A 16,730-nucleotide genomic window follows, 5' to 3' on the forward strand; every position below is an offset into this window, starting at 1 on the left:
TCGCTTGAGGGGTCAGTGACGCTTGAGGATCTGGTCCATGACCCAGTCGGTTTTCAGGGCCTGTTCAGCCATCGCCGGGTGTTGCGAATCACCGCGAATGTGGGCGTTCATGCCCAAGACGTGATGCCACTGGATGTGTTCGTGATGGGGGATGTCCAGGCTGACGGTTTGATCGGTATGCAATTGAACGGGATGTTCATCAAACACCGAAAAGCTGATCCGCCCCAGGCTTCCGATGATCTCGACCCGATCCTCGCGCCGATCGGCAACAAAGCTCCAGCACCCCATGCCCAACGCTCCGCTGGCGAAGCGCCAACTGGCGCTGACCGCATCTTCCGCCGCGTACAACCCGGCCTGATGCGCGATGAAACCAGCGACTTCAATGATGTCGCCGAGCAAATACTGGAACAGGTCAAAGCCATGGCTGGCCAGATCGGCGAAGTAACCGCCACCGGCGACCGCAGGATCAGTACGCCAGTTGTGACGGCCATCCAGGTCCACAGGGGACGGCGCTTTGGTCAGCGTCCAGCTCAGGTGCCGCACCGCACCGATACGCCCCTGCTCCAGCCATTGCCGCACTTGCGCAAAGCGCGGCAACGAACGCCGATAGTAGGACACGAACAGGTGCAACCCGGCGTCGGCAAACGCCTGCTGCATCTCACGGCTTTGCCCCGCATTGAGCGACATGGGTTTTTCCACGCAGCCATGTTTACCGGCGGCAGCGACTTTCAGGCTGTAGGCGTGGTGACTGTCGGGAGGCGTGGCGATGTACACCGCGTCCACCTCGGGATCGTTGATCAGCGCATCGACATCGGTGTAGACCCGTTCGATGCCGTGGCGCGCGGCGTAATCGCTCACCGCGTCAAGACGTCGTCCCATCACCGCGACCAGCGCCGAACCGGGCGCCTTGTAAAAGGCCGGCCCGCTCTTGCGCTCGGCGACGCTGCCACAACCGATCATGCCCCAACGCACCACGTCCATTGTTGCCTCCCTGTGTCTTGACGATCAGCCGATACGCAAGGCACGCAGATCGAGGTGGCCGTCCTTGAGCGGCGGGCACCAGTAGTAGCCGCCAGTGATCGGCCGGCTGATGCGATACAGACCATCGGTGATGCCATCTTCCAGACCGCTCATGCGGCGCAGTTGCGCTTCGAAAGCATCCAGCGAAAAACCGAACGCGAGGAACATCAGGCCAGCGCGATCACCCTCGATCCAAGGCATCGAACGGCGCACGACAAACGCTTCAGGGGCGAAGCTTTCCTGCGCCGTGCGTTTAACGTGGGCGGAAATGGGCGCGTCGTCGATTTCTTCGTTGTCACTCAAGCGACGCCCCATGATGTTGTCCTTGTCTTCGGCGGACAATGTGCGGAAACCCTTGAGGTCGTGCTGCCATTGCTGGATCGCCGCGAAACTACCACCGACCAGGCCTTCAGCGCCCTCTGCTAGCAACGCAGCAGCAATGGCCGCTTCATCGTGCGGGTTTTCAGTACCGTCTTCGTAGCCCGTCAGGTCATGACCTTCCTTGTGGCGGAAGGCTTCCTGGGCCTCTACCAGACACAAGGCCGGCGCCAGTGCCGTCTCAAAAGCATTGCAACGATTGAGCAGTTCACCACGGTCGACACCGTGCAGCCAGACCCACAGCGCGTGCTGGGTCGACGGGTTTTCCACGCCGACGCCGGTCATGGCCGGGAAACTGCGCAGGCCGTCGATTTCTACGTTGAGGGCCTTGGTCAGGGATTCACCGAAACCGACCACCACCGACTTGCCATCCACCAGAGTCATCAGGTTGTCGATCGCCTGCGGCAGCGCTGCAACCGACTCAAGGGCAAAGAACAGATGACGTGCTTGCGCAGGAACAGGGGTGGCGAGAATGCCCGGCTGGTAGTAACTCATGTGAACTCCTTGGGAAAGTGCGCGGGAGTTTACCTGTGGCCGGAGGGTTTGTGTGGTTGAAACGCTGACGACGTGAGCCCGAAGCCACCTTGTGGCGAGGGGATTCATCCCCGATGGGCAGCGAAGCGGCCCTAAACCCTACAACCTCGGGACGGCTGAAATACCGAACTGGCCGAATGTGCGACTGCTGCACACATCGCTATAGCCGACTTCTTCAGCGATTCGCTCGATGGGCATGACGTGGACGACAGCGTGCGTGGCAAGGTGTTCGCGATTGGCTCTCTGACCCGGTTCCTGCAGTGACATTGTGAACGTGCCTACAACGCCGCTGGGAGTTCCTCCTTGAGCGAAAGAAGCGTCTGACATCTTTACGGGATACTAGGCACTTCGTCTTGCCAGTGACGACAGCGAGCTACGACCGCTGGTATCGCGCCAAAGTACGAGCCGCACTTGACGATCCGCGCCCGGGTATTCCTCACGATGAGGCCATGGTGCGGTTCGATCAAATGCTGACAGTGCTGCACACTTGACGAAAATACCCCTGACTTTTTCCAACCTGAAAAAAGGGCGACCAACCGGCAGCCCAAACGTACTGCACGAGAGTCTTCTATAACGTCAGTTGCCCACGCTCCTCCTCGGTCAACTGCTGTTTGGCGTGTTCATCCAGCGCCCCGGCGCCCAGCACCTGTACCGGGCTGTTCGGGTTGTAGCCCGGCGTCGGCGCAAGGCTGGCGCCATCGCGGGACGGTGCGAGCTGTTCGTTGCCGAAGCTCAGCACCTGCACGGTGAACACCGACGCCTGGTTCTGCCGCGACGCTGCCTGCTGCTGACGGGCGACGTCTTCTGCCGCTTGCGTGGCAGACGATGCGGCGGAACTGGCCGAGGTGATCGCCCCGGTATTGACCGCCGAAACCACTGGCACACCCGTCGACTTGCCCTGCACCGAGATGTTGGCGGCGTTGACCACCGTCAGCGCGGCGATGTTGACGTTGCCCGACACCCGAATCCCCGCCTCGCCCGCATCGATGGTGCCCAGCGGCGCGATCAGGTCGATATCGCCCGGCGCCACTTCGGCAATCGGGTTAAGCGTGGCGATACCGGCGCCGGTGCTCGGCACCGATGGCGACAGGCTCACGTTGCCCCAGGTGTCGTACACGCGCTTTGGCGGGCTGTAGACCACGGTGGTTTTCGAACCACGACCGGCGTTGATGTCGCCTTCGGCCGACCAGCCGAGGATCGACCCGCCGAAGGTGGTCATGATCCGGCTCTGACCGAGCAGAATGCTGCCTTGCGAGTAGAGCTGAATATTGCCCGAACCCTGGGTGATGATCCCCGCCGTCGATGGCGGCGCCGCGCCTTCGATGCCGAACACCTGGCCACCGCCCGGCGTGAGCATCTGAATGTCGCCGCCGAACAGGGTCTTGACCCCTGCTCCGCCGTACAGCGTGATGTCGCCGTCGTAGCGGATCGGATTGCCGGCCACATCGGTGGTCGGGAACAGCGCCGCGATGGCATTGCGACCGCGCAAGTAACTGCCCTGACGCGGGCCGTCGACATCGTTGTATTCCAGGCCGCCGGCACGCAATTCGGCGAAGTACACCTGCCGCGCGAAAATCGCCTGCTGGGCACTCGGCAGCGCGGCGTAGAACGCTTGCGCCTGTTCTGCATTGCCACTGAAGCCGTAGCCGAGGGTCAGCCAGCTCTGCAACTCGTCGAGGTAGGTCTTGACCACTTTGCCCGGTTGCCCGGTAAGGGAAGTATCCGGATTGGCGAGATTCTGCCGGCTCAGATAGCGCGCGATGAACTGCGCATAATCCGGGCCTTGCGCCCCCGCGCCGGCCTGCAGCACCACACTGGCACCCGCACGATTATCACCCGCCACCAACGACCCGAGGCTGGTGATGCTGGCACGGTTTTCCATGAGAATGTTGCGTCCGGCGTTGATATCCAGAACACCCGGCCCGGCGATATCGAAACTGCTATAGAGGATGTCGCGACCTGCCGAAACCCGTGAAACGTCTCGCGGATTATTGTGAATGAACAGGTTGCCAGCGGAGGTGATGAGCTCTCGCCCGACACCCATTTCATCCGACTGGACTTGAGTGGGCTGGCCCAGATTGGTCCCGGACGCCACGATATCGCGACCGGCAATCATCCACACCGGCCCCGCCGCCTCATACCAAGTACGTTTGGACGTAGTGAAATTCAGAGTTTCACCGTTGCGCACGCCCACCAGATCGCCAGTTAATGCATAGAAGCGTGCGGGCCCCTGCACTCCGCTGAGACCCGAATACGTGTTGGGGCCAAATGCGAACAACGGATAACGCAAGTTGCCGTCCGATGCGACGCCGTCACTGCTGTAATTGGTGGCGACGGGTCTGACTTGCGCATTGTTGTCAAAGCGGTTGAACGCCGGATTGAACGGCGTGGCAATGGACGCTGGACTTGCTCCGGACTGATTGATCGCATAGCCGCCGGCGTAGATGGAATCGCCCGCCAGCATTTCCAACTGGCCAGCTGTCGACGGCGCCAAGAGCAATGAGTAGGCGGACAGCGGGAAATCGTTCCTTTTTACCGATGCTGAAGGCCCGGCATAAATCGATCCCTGACCCGCCACTGCGCGCAAAATCGACGGATAGACGAATCGACCGTCTGTAGGCGATGTGTTTCGCCCCAGCGGTAAACTGAAGTTGTTGAACTCATTAAACTCTGCCATTTGGGTAGAAGGCGTAAGGTTTCCCCCGGCCGAAAACAAGTCGATGGCGGTGTGCTCGGTCCACAATGAAAACCCACTGAGGATCCCGCCTCTCTGGATGTCACCATTGGCATCAAAGACCGGGGTAGCGTTCTGCAGGCTGACGCGTCCCGGGTCGCCTGCTCCGCCCAGTACCAGATCGCCACGGGTGCTGAGGCTCATCCCCGAGTCACCGGGGATCAATACCAGACCACCAGAGGCTGTGCTTGTAGTTGATGTAAACGGGTCAAGCGCACGGGTTTCCCTGATGTCATGCGAACGTGACGCGGCGCCGTACTGCAGATCGATACCGCCCAAGGCGCCGCCAGTCAATTGCACCGCGCCGCGCAGGTTGACCAACGCACCTTGCAGGTCGTGAAACGGCCGCGCCCCGCCGGTATCGCCAGCCCGGGCCTGCAGTGACGGGTTGAGCTGGCCGCCAATGCGGATATCCATGTCACCGCCACCCGTCATTTGCACGCGGCCATCGCTGCCGACCCTGCCGGTGCTGCCGACTGCAACGTTGAGCCCTTGGCTGCGCAGGTAACTCGTCGCGTCTCCCAGCGGCTTCAACATGCCCGCATCGGCCCCGGCGCGCAGACTGATGTTGCCGCCGCCCAACGTACCAAAACCGGTGAAACCCACCAGGTACGGCTCGGTACTCATATTGCTGTCGGGTATCGGTTGAGTGATGTAGCTGCCGAAATTGATCCACCAGGCCGTTGGAACATCGGCATTCCCCGTGCCTTGACGCCACAGCCAGTTGCCAACGGCAACACTGGCTATCTGCTCACGAGTACCGCCCGACTTCTGCTCTTTACGCCCCACCGAATCGCCGGAGATCGAGCCACCGGCATTGATGCTGAGGTTACCGCCCAGTTGCGGATACCAGGCCTGATAGAGGCTGTCAGTGCCGCCGTTGACCCATTTCTCGTAGTCGGCTCCCGTGCTGCCTAAAACCGAGTTTGTATCGGACAGGTGCCCGCGCATCTGGTTGTAGAGCGGGTCGACATTGGCCGACTGCGTCCCTGCGGTGTACACACCGAAAGGCGAATCCATACTCAGATTGCCGGCCGCCATCAAGTCGAGATCGCCCGTGCCGGTTCGCAGCACGCTGAACATCTGGGTATGCACCTTGGCGGATTTTTGCGGGTTGTTTTCCAGACACAGGTCCGGCTGCAGTTCGCAGAGGATCAGATAATCATCAGGAACCGGCTCGTAATCAGCGCCCATGCCGCTACCCGGCGCCCAGACCCAACGCGCCATCGGCGCACAATCGCTTGGGCCGATTTCACAAAGAATCAGATACTCGTCGGGGATGGGTTCGTAGGCCGGGAAGCCGTACTGATTGTCTACGGCCCAGACCAGTTTCGCTACGCCCTGCGTAATCGTCGCACCATAGTGAGTGTCCGCCAGCCGCAGATGACCACCGCTGGTCAACGGCTGGACCGTGCGATTATCCGCCGCATCAAGATCAGCGCCGGCCACCACACGCATCGACCACGAGGCAGTGCCTGCAGGCAGCATGCTCGCCACCGCCCAGTTCTTGCCCTGCTGGGTGCCGTTGAACGACCGCAATTCGATAATCGTTGTCCCATCAGCCAACTTTACGTCCGTCATGGACGGGATGAGTGACCCGCGCAGCAATGCCAGTGAACCGCTCAATTTCACCCCGGAAACGGTTCCCACATCCACATCGTATACGGCCGGCAGCGGCACGCCTTTTGGCCAGGTCATAGCTTGCAGCGACGTGGCGTTGTTCAGGCGAATCCCCGCCCCCAGGCGCGTTGACGCCGGCAACGTCACACTCTCGGAGAGCAAGGTGCCGGCGGCAAACAACAGATTGCCATTGCCGTCATGAATCGCCGCCGCCAGCACGGTGCCAGCGCCAAAGGTATAGGCCTGGGCCAATACCGCTTGAGTCGGCAGCAAGGTGCCGCTGGCCAATACCGCGCCTTGAATCATCACGTCGTAATTAAGCACGGCGCCCACCGGAAACTGCGTGCCTTCGGCCAGTGAAACGCCAGTGCCCGGCACGATAAGATCGCCACCGAACGGCTGCACACCGGTGATCAGTTTCCAACCGGCGTCATCCTGGGTTTGCGGTGGCGGCGCAAAGCCGTCGTTGATGCTGCCGTAAATATCGAGGTTGCCGCCGGCGCGGATGACCAGACTGCCGGCCTCACCCGAGCCGTAAACCGACGGGTCCAGTCGCGTGTGCGGATTGAGGCTCGCGTAGCGATAGCCAGACAAGTCCAGATCACCCTCCACCACCAGGTCGCCGTCGGCAGTCTTGCTGGCAATCTCTACGCCCGGGCGCAGATGGAACGCATCGGCATAGGTGGCGTTGTTCAGCCCGGCGAGTTTGCGTTGCAACAGATCATTGTTGCCCAGAGCGGCGTTGATGAAGTTGTTGCTGTCACCGTGAATGCGATCGAGCATGGCTTGATCGATCACTTGATACGGGCGGCCAGTGACGGCCTGATCGGTGCCATCGAGAGCATCGGTGTAGCGACGCACGCCATTGAGACCGATGGAACGTGCGCCCTGAATGGTCAACGCACCACGGGCATCAATGGCGATGTCATTGCTGCCCAACCGCGGCGCGTTCAGCTCCAGCGTGCCACGCAGCATTCCATCGTTTTGCCCCGCGAGAATGCCAGGTACCGCATCAGTGCCGTGACGCAGATCGATCCGCGCACCAGAAGCCAGGGTGAGCAGACCATCACCGGAATTGAGCTCGACCGTCGCCCGGTTCGGCGCATCGATGATCTTGCCGTAGCTGTCGACCCGCAGCACACGACCATGGGCATCGAGCACGCTGTTGCCGGTCAGGGTCAGAGCGTTTTTCGCCGACAGATGAATACTGCCGACACGCTCACCACTGGCGTCGATCAGACCGGCCACCGTCAGACTGCCATTGTCCACCGAGACATTGACCTCGCCAGCCTTGAGGCCGTCGCCGATGAGCAGGTTGCCTTGCTTGAGCTGCAAGCTGCGGCTGCCGAAGACCTGCCCGGCATTCAAACGCTGGTTGAGCGCGGCGAACTGTTCAGTGGCATCCCCCCCCAGACGCTGCGCGCGAATGTCAACGCCGCCGGCCTTGTACGGCACCAACGTGCCCCCGGCGTCGTAATAACCGCTGCTGCCACCAAGGATCTCGCCTTGCAGATCGACCATCCCGGCCGCATCGGCCAACGCGACGACGCTGAGATTACCGGCCTGATTGTTCTTCGCCGACAGATCGATTCGCGAGCCCGCCGCCTGACGAATATTGCCGTTGGCGCTGTACAGCGATATGTCACCGCCCCAGCTGTACTTGCTGACATCGTTGAACGGCAAGGTACGCCCGGTCAGATCCAGCACGGCGGCGTTGCCAAGGCTTAAATCATCTTCGGATTTCACGGTCAGTTTGCCGCTGGCCAAGGCGATACGGCTATCGAGAACGATGTTGCGAGCCTCAAGGTTGAGTTCCGCACCCAAGGCATCCGCCACCCCGTAAGCCCCGCCACTGCTGAGCGTCAGGCTGTTGCCGGCCTTGAGCAAACTGACCGACGCCGCTTCACCGGTGAGCAGCGGCGTGCGCAGGTTCAGATTGCCGCCGCTGTAGCTGTAGCCCTTGACCGGGTCGTAAGCGCCCTGCTCCTGATACACCGCCAGACTGCCCTTGTGGTTGGCGGTGATGCGTTCGCTGGCCGTCAGGTTGACGTTGGCAAAACCCAGCGCCAGACGATTGTTCTGATCCAGGCCGCTCGGCTGTGGCATCGGGCCGTAACCCAGTTCGATGCGTTGCGCCTGGATATCCAGCGTGCCGCTGCCCGTGCCGGCGCCGCCAGTGATGACGCTGCCGGGTGTTTGGGTGGCGCCGTTCCAGATCAGGTTATTGGTGCGGATGGTCGCCACATCGTTGGCATCGCCCAGACCGTAGATCGCCGGAGTAATGAGCACCAGGTTCTGCAGTTTGCTTTGGCCGGTCTGCGGATCAAGCGTGTCGAGGCTTACGCTGCCGTAGAAATTGAAGGCATCGCGGGTAGTCAGGCTCAAGGTTTCCAGAGCCGGTGCGCCAAATTGGGTATCGCCGCGCAACAGTCGATCAAGCACGTTCTGGTTGAGGGTCAAACCTGCCGGTACGCGATTGCCTGCCGCCGCCAGCGCCTCAGCGCTGCCGGCATTCACCGAACCGACCGACAACGCCAGATGACGCGTGCCGAAGCGCACGGCTTCACCGAGCTCAAACTGGTTATCCGTGGCAGCGGTGATGCTGCCGTTCGAATAAAGCAGCGCCGGATTACTGCATGAATCAGCAGCACAGGTGCCAATTCGGATACTGCCAGCTCCGCTCAGATTTGAGCCCGCTTGTGGCGCCAGCACGTTGGTCCAGCCGTTCGACACGAGCAACAGGCTTGATGCCCCCGGCTGATATATAAAGCCCGCCGTTGAATCGTAAGGTACGTTGCCGCGACCGAGCGTGTTGATCCCGGCACCCGACTCGACCGTGATACCGCCAGTGGTCAAGGTGGTGCGCAGCAAGACTTCCGGCGCAGAAAGGACGGCCCCCTCACGCAACACGATATTGGAGGTGGTGCCGAGGAAACTGATGATATTGCCTGACGTGTTGTACACAACGTCCGGCATTGCACCGAGGGTCAAACGCCCGGCGTTGAGGTTATTCAGCGTGTCGGCGTACAACGACACACCAGCGACGTGCGCGGTCGGCGCCTGCCCGGCGCCGAGGATTTCCAGATCACTACCGGCATAACCACCGCGCACCACCGCCGTCCCGGTCAACCCACCCTCGGCGGCGTTGAACAGCGCGCGCCCGTTGAACTGCAAAGCAATGTCTTGCTGACCACCGGTACTCAAACGCAGATCCAGGGTCTTGCCGTCCATAGGCGCCAATGCACGGGGCACCCCGCGCCTGGCGGCATCATTGCGGATGAATGGGGTAAGCCCGGTTTCGTTGTACTGCGAGTAACGGCGCAGCATGTCCGCCGACGTCAGGATGACCTGACTGGCCAGGCTGTCGCGCAGGCCGGTATTGGCAATCGACATCTGCCCGCTGCTGGTCCACGAACCATTGCGCAGTTGCAGCGCCGCCGTCGTCGCAGTCGGTGTTGCCTGACCGTTGACTTCGACCCGGAACGCCCCCGGCAACAGGGCAAAGGTGGATGGCAACAGCGTGTAAGTTCCCGCCGCCAACCCCGGGACACCGGCGCCAATGGTGATTTGCTGACCCACGCGCGGATCGACCGCGCCCGCTTCCGCCAGCACTGGCGCATAGCGGCTCTGATTGCCCGGAACGATGGCGTAGACCGGATTGCTCGTCAGCCCCGGCAAGCTGAAAGTGCCGTCGGTGGCATTGCGCACCAGCGGATTGAAACGCGCATCGGTAGAACCGCCGCGCCCGGAGATGAAACCAGCGCCGCGAAGATCGCCACCACCGGACAGATCAATCAGCGCACCACTCTGCACATCAACGTATTGCCCACCGATTGCCACACCGTTTTTTTCGCCAGTGATGCCGTTCAACACCACGGATTTGCCGTTGTAGAGATAATCGATGCCGTCGGTAGTGCCGCCGTAGGGCATGACCAGACCGGCACCGCTCACCGACGTTGTACTGCCAGAAAGCAGGCGTACCTCGTGGCTGGTAGTCAGCAAATCGTCGCCCAGGACAATCTTGCCCAACGGTGCCCGCACAACACCGCCCTGCTCGATGTACGCAGCGGAAAAGCTCAGATTGCCGAAAACCGAGTACGGCACCTCAGCGGGCGCCGCGCCGTGGCCGCTGATGCGCAGGGTGTGGTCGGATACCGCAACGGCGCCCTGATAGCCGACCCGCACTTCAGCCTGGACGCCAGTGCCCGGATAGATCTGCGCAGCACCAAGATTCAAGTCACCCGGCGTCCACAGCCGGGTTTTCTCGGCACCATCGTTTGGCGCGAGGAAACGCAGGTCGCCGCGGCTGTCGAGAGACACCACACCGAACGCCCGGCGGCTGTACTCAACAGCCGGGGCATTGAGTTGCAGAATCGAACCCTGCGTACCGACGGAAAGGCCATTACCCACGTCCAGCAAGTCTGCCGACGCATTGAATGTCGCGTCCGACAGTTGAGCCGTCGGGTTATTGGTCAACCGCGGCCGGATCCTGTTGACGCCCGCGAAGTAGCTGCCCACACCGGACAAACGCAAGTACGGAGCGCTCAAGTCGACACGTGTCGTTTCCCTGGACGTTTCGGCCAGCGACAACGCCCCGGCGTACAGATTGAGGCTCTGGTTCATGTGCAGACTAACGTCGCCGTCAAACGACAGCAGGCCGTTGCTCAACAGGCTCAGGTTATCGAAACCGCCCGCCATCAAGCCGTCGGCACTCAGACGAGCCTGGCCATAACGCAAGCCTTCGGCGCCCTCGCCCGGTCGCAGATTGACGGCCAGCGATTCATCACCTGCGCCTTGGCCGATGATGATCTCCCTCGGCGCCCGCACCGCATTGCTTGCCGAGTCAGCGTAAAGCGGCGTCTCAAGGGCGATGTCCAGACGACCGCCGGCAGCGCCGACACCGCCCGCCGCCGCACGCAAGTGACCATCAATGAACAGGCCGTTGTAGGAACCCAGGCTGATGCGACCGCCATCCGTCGCAACGCGGGTTGGCCCCTGACCGGCGACATCCAGAATCGCCTCGGTGCCAGAGGCATCAAGCCGCGCGCCCGGACGCACAATCACGTAGGCGTCGGCAGCCGTGGCAGTCGCCCGTTTCGAATCGATTTCACCGCCGATGATGATGCTGCCACCCTTGCCGACCTGCCCGTAGGTTCGACCCAAGGCATCGAGCGCGGTGTTGGCGCGTCCGGCGACATCCAGCACCGCCTGCTCGCCGATCCAGATAGAACGGTTATGCGCAGTCGGATCGGCCAATTGAATCGACGTATCCGGTTTGATCGAGCCGAACGGTTGCTGGCGGATATCCACCGTGCCGCCCCAGGCATTGAGCTCACCTTCAACCGTGATCTGCCCGGCACCGCGAAGCTTGATGCTCTGCCCCGGATCGACGCTGATGCGCGAACCACGGCCAAGCGTCAACGCACTGTTGGCCGCGTCGATCAGACCGACCAGACTGGCCCCGCCCTGCAATGTCAGGCTGGCACCGGCACGTTGGGTCAGCACTCCCTTGATCGGGTTTTCCTGGAAGAGCGTTGGCGTCCACAGTTCCAGTGCCGATTGCGGATCAACACCGCTGACCTGATTCGGCGCGGCATCGGCGAAGCGGTACACCGGCATGCTTACGTCAATCGCCGTGTCTTCGACAACATCGAGCCCGCTCAGACCGATCAGGTTGTAAGCGCTGAACCCCTTGTTGAACAGGTCGGCAGACAACTGCAGGGTGTTTTCGGCCAGCACCTTGTCGGTCTGCCCGATGAGTAGCTTGTTAGCCTGCACGGTGAGGGTGCCGCCGCCCGTCACACCGTAGCCACGCACTTCGCCATCAAGGTTCAAATGCGATTGGCCCGGTGCGCTAATGGCGCTGGATTCCAGCGTCAAATCACCGCCCTTGCCGCCCCGGGTCTTGCCGTTGGCGAGCAGCGCGCCGCCAGAAGACACATCGAGCAGACTGCCGGCGTCGATATCGATATCGCCACTGCTGCGAATCGACACCAGACCACCGTTGAGGTACGCCAGGCTCGCGCCATCGTCCGGATTAGTGCGCAGGTTGCTCCACACACCGCGAGTATCCAGTCGCACGCCTTCGGCAACCACTACCTGTGTCAACTGGCCGGATTTCGCCGTGATTTGCGTGTCGGTGGTTGTCGAGCCGTTGAACTGATTGAGCACGTTACCCAATCGCACACTGCCACCGCGAGCCGTCAGGTCGGCGCCCATTTGCACATCCGGGGCATACAAGGTGATGTCGCCACCGGCATCGACCGTGAGCGCGCCATCCACGGCGACTTGATCCTTGGCCGACACCTTGAGCGCGCCGAGGCGGAAGCCATTGAGCTGCTCGTTATCCAGAAACAGCTTGCCCTTGCGCGAATCAGATACCGCGCCGGCCAGATCCAGATCACTGCCGGCAACCGGACGCTCGCCGCCAATCTGCACCTGATCCAGCAACGGATTGAGCGTGTAAAGCAATCCACTCGCCGCCGCCACATACGCCGGGTCATAACTGCCGACAATCAATTGCGCACGACGCGCCAGCGCCGTCTGGCTCTGTTCGTAGCCATCAAGCAACGGTTTCGGCGCCTGATTCTGCCGCTCGCCCTGATACACCTCGCCAATCATCTGCCCGTCGAGCACGGCGTTGGCGGTGGCGATCACCAGTTGCCCGGCATCACGACCCACGGTGTACCCCGACTCGAAACGCGAGCGCGGCGCAATCAGCGGATTGTAGAAGTAGGTCGTCTGGCCCCAGTGCTCGCTGTTGTCTTCATAACCTTTGTAGAGCCCGGTATAGAGCAGATCCCCCGGAGCACGGGAGACTTCATACAAGCGCCCATCCGCGCCACGCAACCAGCTCTGGCGGATCTGCCCGCTCTGCACATCCAGGGTGCCGCCGGACAGGTTGATCAGCGAGCCCTTTTCAGTGACCACATCGTTGCCGGCAAAACTCACCGTGCCGCCCTGCGCCATCCACTCGCCAACGCTGTGGCCCTGAGTGCCGAGGTAGCCGCCGACTTCAAGCAAACCGCCCGCCGTGTACCAACGATCCGTGGCATAGCCGTTGGTGCCGGCCGGTACGTAGACCAGCTCGCGCACATCGACCCAGATGTCATTGCTGTTGAGCGCACCTTTCTCACGGTTGACCGAGGCATCGCGCTGCTCGTTGCCCTGCACGTTGATCTTGATGTTGTTGTTTTCCATCGCCACTTTGACGCCGAGGGCACCGGACACATCGATCATCGCGCCGTCACGCACCAGACTGCGGCGCCGGGCATTGACCGCGACCTGACCACCAGTGGCCAGGGTGATCGAGCCGTTCTGAAACTCGACGCTGGCGCCACTCTGGATTTCGATGCGCGACTGATCGCCACGAATCCGGTTGTTCGCGCTGACGGCGGTCAGGGCCGCGTCGCGCTGACTGTCGAGGGCCGTGAGATCGCTGCTGTCGAGCATGATCGCCGTGGCACTGCCCTGCCCCAGCGTGACGCTGCCACTGGTGTCGGTGATCGGGTTCGTCAGGTGAATCGTGCCGCGTGTCGCGACTGAAGTGCTGGCGAGCAACACGCCGTTCTGCACCACTTCATGACCGGTCAGGGTGATGTCGCCGGTGGCGGATTGAATCAATCCATTGTTAGTGACTTTGCCCGCCACAGCGCCGGCCTTGAAGGCCGGAGTGACTTCGTTACCGAAGGTGGTGGACAGCGCATTGCCTTCGGTGCCCGAACCTTTACGGATGTAAAAACGGTCACCGGCCGCTAATACCGCCTGGCCCTTGATGGTGCTAATGCTGCCGTCGTTCTGCACTTCGTTGCCGAGCAGCAAGGCATAGCCGCCAGCATCGGTGGAGGCCGCCGGTTTATGCGTCGCGATGGAGGCGCCGCGCTCCACCAGCACCTTGCCGGCGGCATCAGTGAAGGTCGGCGCTGTGCCGGTGCTGTCGAAGTACAGGCCACGATCACGGAACTGGATATCGGTGATATTCGCTGCCGCCGCCACCAGGTTGCGCACGTTGACCTGGCTGCTGCCGCTGAAGACGATGCCGTTGCGGTTGATCAGCATCACCGTGCCGTCACCCTTGATCTGGCCCTGGATCTGGCTGGCGCGTGCGTTCGGATCATTGACGCGGTTGAGCACTGCCCAGTTCGCTTGTTGGGCGAACTCGACCGAGGTGTTACGACCGACGTTGAAGGTTTCCCAGTTGAGGATCGCCTTGTCGGCGGTCTGCTCGATCTTCACCGTGGTCTTGCCGTCGGCCTGCGTCTGTTGCGGCCCCTTGGCGTTCTGCCAACCTTGCGCAAGGCTGTTATCGACCTTCAAACCGCCCTCGCCCAGACCGTCCGGGACAAACTGCACCGAACCCAGCGCCGTTGCGCGCCCGGCCGCCTGCGCCGCTTGCTGTGCTGCAATCGCGGCAACGGTGTTGTTCAAGGTCTGGATCGACCGCTGCAACTGCTGATTGGCCTTCTGTTGCTGAGCCAATGGCGGCGTCATCCCCGGCAAACCACCGACGCTCGGCCGTGCTGCCGCTGCTTGCTGTGCGGCGCCCTTGGCAGCGAACCAACTCGAACTGAAGGCCGTCTGCGCGTGCGCGCTGCCCGCCACCAGACACAACGCCACCGCTTGCGCCAACGGCTTGAGCAGCCACAGCGCCGGGTCCACGGCATCACGCTTGAAGGACTGAACGTTGGTACGACGACGGGATGGGCGAGCGAGCATCACTACGAGATCCTTTTTGATTGCCACACTTGGGTTGCCACGCAAGGCCGCAGGCGTGCAAAAACCTGCTGTTACGACATAGGCAGTTGGCGAGGGTCACGACCGAACGGATGTCACACAAACTTCATGTTCGGGGTGTATTCGAGCAAAAAAATGGCGGCAACCCGAAGGTTGCCGCCATTTCGATTACGCCAGCTTGAGCTTACAAAGGACGACCGATAGCGTTGCAGACGCTGGCGTTGTTGATGTCCAGGTTGTAGCCCGAAGTGTTGGTGATGAAGTTGGCGGTTACAGCGGTTTTCCAGGCGTTAGGCACAGCGACAAATTTGTGCGCCTGAGTCGCGGTGTTGTTACCCGGGTTGCTGTAGTGAGTGGTCAGGAAGGCTTTGACGTCAGCGGCCACCGCTGCATCCTTGTAGCACTGGCCGAAGATGAAGTTGGTGTAGGCAGCCAGTTTGTAACCCACGGCAGGGTTAGGTACCACTGGCGACCAGTTGGCTGGGTTGGCAGCCTGAGTAGCGGTAGAAGGAGCAGCAACAGCGGCCAGTGCCAGGTTGACGTTAGCCGAAGTCGGCTGAACACCGTTCACACGAGCAACAACCGCGTTGCTGGTCGCATCAACACCGTCCGGGCCGACATAACCGATGGAACCGTCTACAGCGTTTACGGTGGTGGCAACTTCGGAAGTGTTGGCGACACCAACCCAGTTCGAAGGCAAGGCGATACCGCCGATACGGGCGCTGGTGAAGGTGGAGCTGGTGTTGAACTGAGTCGGGCAAACCGCGTTCAGGTGGCGGGTCAGGATTTCCGAAGTGCCGCTGGAAACGTTGCGGTAAACCACGCGGATGGCGGTGGTATCAGCAGTGCCCAGCAGCGCGCCCCAAGTGGTTTTCTCGCCGGAGAACACTTGGCACAACTGCGCACTGGTCAGGTTCAGAGCAGTCTGGCCGGCCTTTTTGTACGGAATGGCAACCGAAGTGGCAACCGATGGCAGTTGGATCAGCGGGCCGTACGAAGCACCGAAGTTGGTGTTGTAGGTGTTGATTTCCGAAGCGCTGAGAATCGAGTCGCTACCGGCGAAGTGCACAGTGCCGGTGGTGCCGAAACCGGTTGGGTTGTTGGTCAGGAAAGCCGTTTTGCCACCGCCGCTACCGATGGCGGCGTAGCTGAAGTTGGCTGGCAGGATGCTGTCGGCAGAACCTTTGTACAGAGCGGCTGGCAGAGTTGCACCACCACCGGTAACGGCCATGGCTTGAGCAGAGGCCAGAGCGGCGACGGTCAGGGAAGCTGCGATCAGAGTGCGCTTGAACATGAAGAATCTCCTTTTCAACTAGGGTGTGAACACAGGGTTTCAGGGGCTGCATGACACTTGAAAGACTCACCTGGCCCTCGCTGGCGTTGGCCCTGGTTAAGTCGCACTGAGAAATTCGCAGGTTCCGGTGACAGATAAAGGAAAAAACCTCGGGAGGTGCGCGGTGATTTTCGGGGGGATTTCTCGGGTGTTCAGGGGGATATGCGCAGTGTCTGGATCAAGGCTTTGGCTGAATCGGGCTGGAGCCGTTGACGGGTCGTTGCAGATGACAGAAAGGAGAACCCGAGGATGGTTGAGTCAACGGTCGGGTGATGCTGAAGTCCTGGGAAAAAATCTGGATTATTTATTGCCCTGACGGGCCTCTTCGCGAGCAAGCCCGCTCCCACAGTTGAAATGCGTTCCCCTGTGGGAGCGGGC

Annotated in this window: 5 protein-coding genes; 1 reads left to right on the top strand and 4 read right to left on the bottom strand. The window is 61.4% G+C overall.

Features of this window, described 5'->3' with window-relative positions:
* Positions 1 to 12 precede the first annotated feature (12 nt).
* Both K5E40_RS22985 and K5E40_RS22990 read right to left on the bottom strand, forming a co-directional pair.
* On the bottom strand, positions 13 to 981 hold the full coding sequence (locus tag K5E40_RS22985; protein ID WP_221732764.1) for a Gfo/Idh/MocA family protein: 969 nt from the start codon (positions 979 to 981) through the stop codon (positions 13 to 15).
* 24 nt (positions 982 to 1,005) lie between these two features.
* Entirely contained in the window at positions 1,006 to 1,893 is an 888-nt protein-coding gene (locus K5E40_RS22990) for a Dyp-type peroxidase (protein ID WP_221732765.1), read from the bottom strand.
* Positions 1,894 to 2,252: 359 nt separating this feature from the next.
* Here K5E40_RS22990 and K5E40_RS35690 point away from each other — a divergent pair, with 359 nt between their 5' ends.
* The gene (locus tag K5E40_RS35690) at positions 2,253 to 2,423 is read left to right on the top strand and encodes a hypothetical protein (RefSeq protein ID WP_409339143.1); all 171 of its coding nucleotides are present in this window, start codon (positions 2,253 to 2,255) and stop codon (positions 2,421 to 2,423) included.
* Positions 2,424 to 2,500: 77 nt separating this feature from the next.
* On the opposite strand, the gene K5E40_RS22995 is transcribed toward K5E40_RS35690, so the two are convergent.
* Positions 2,501 to 15,001 carry a filamentous haemagglutinin family protein gene (locus tag K5E40_RS22995; protein ID WP_221732766.1) on the bottom strand — a complete coding sequence of 4,167 codons (12,501 nt, stop codon included), beginning with the start codon at positions 14,999 to 15,001 and terminating at the stop codon, positions 2,501 to 2,503.
* Positions 15,002 to 15,203: 202 nt separating this feature from the next.
* Complete coding sequence (locus K5E40_RS23000; RefSeq protein WP_221732767.1) at positions 15,204 to 16,313, bottom strand: substrate-binding domain-containing protein; 1,110 nt, start codon at positions 16,311 to 16,313, stop codon at positions 15,204 to 15,206.
* Positions 16,314 to 16,730 lie beyond the last annotated feature (417 nt).

The sequence above is a fragment of the Pseudomonas baetica genome, from assembly GCF_019733355.1.
Taxonomy (GTDB): domain Bacteria; phylum Pseudomonadota; class Gammaproteobacteria; order Pseudomonadales; family Pseudomonadaceae; genus Aquipseudomonas; species Aquipseudomonas baetica_A.

Coding starts and splice junctions, on each gene's coding strand:
- K5E40_RS22985 (WP_221732764.1), bottom strand. CDS start 981: ATGGACGTGGTGCGTTGGGGCATGATCGGTTGTGGCAGCGTCGCCGAG.
- K5E40_RS22990 (WP_221732765.1), bottom strand. CDS start 1,893: ATGAGTTACTACCAGCCGGGCATTCTCGCCACCCCTGTTCCTGCGCAA.
- K5E40_RS22995 (WP_221732766.1), bottom strand. CDS start 15,001: ATGCTCGCTCGCCCATCCCGTCGTCGTACCAACGTTCAGTCCTTCAAG.
- K5E40_RS23000 (WP_221732767.1), bottom strand. CDS start 16,313: ATGTTCAAGCGCACTCTGATCGCAGCTTCCCTGACCGTCGCCGCTCTG.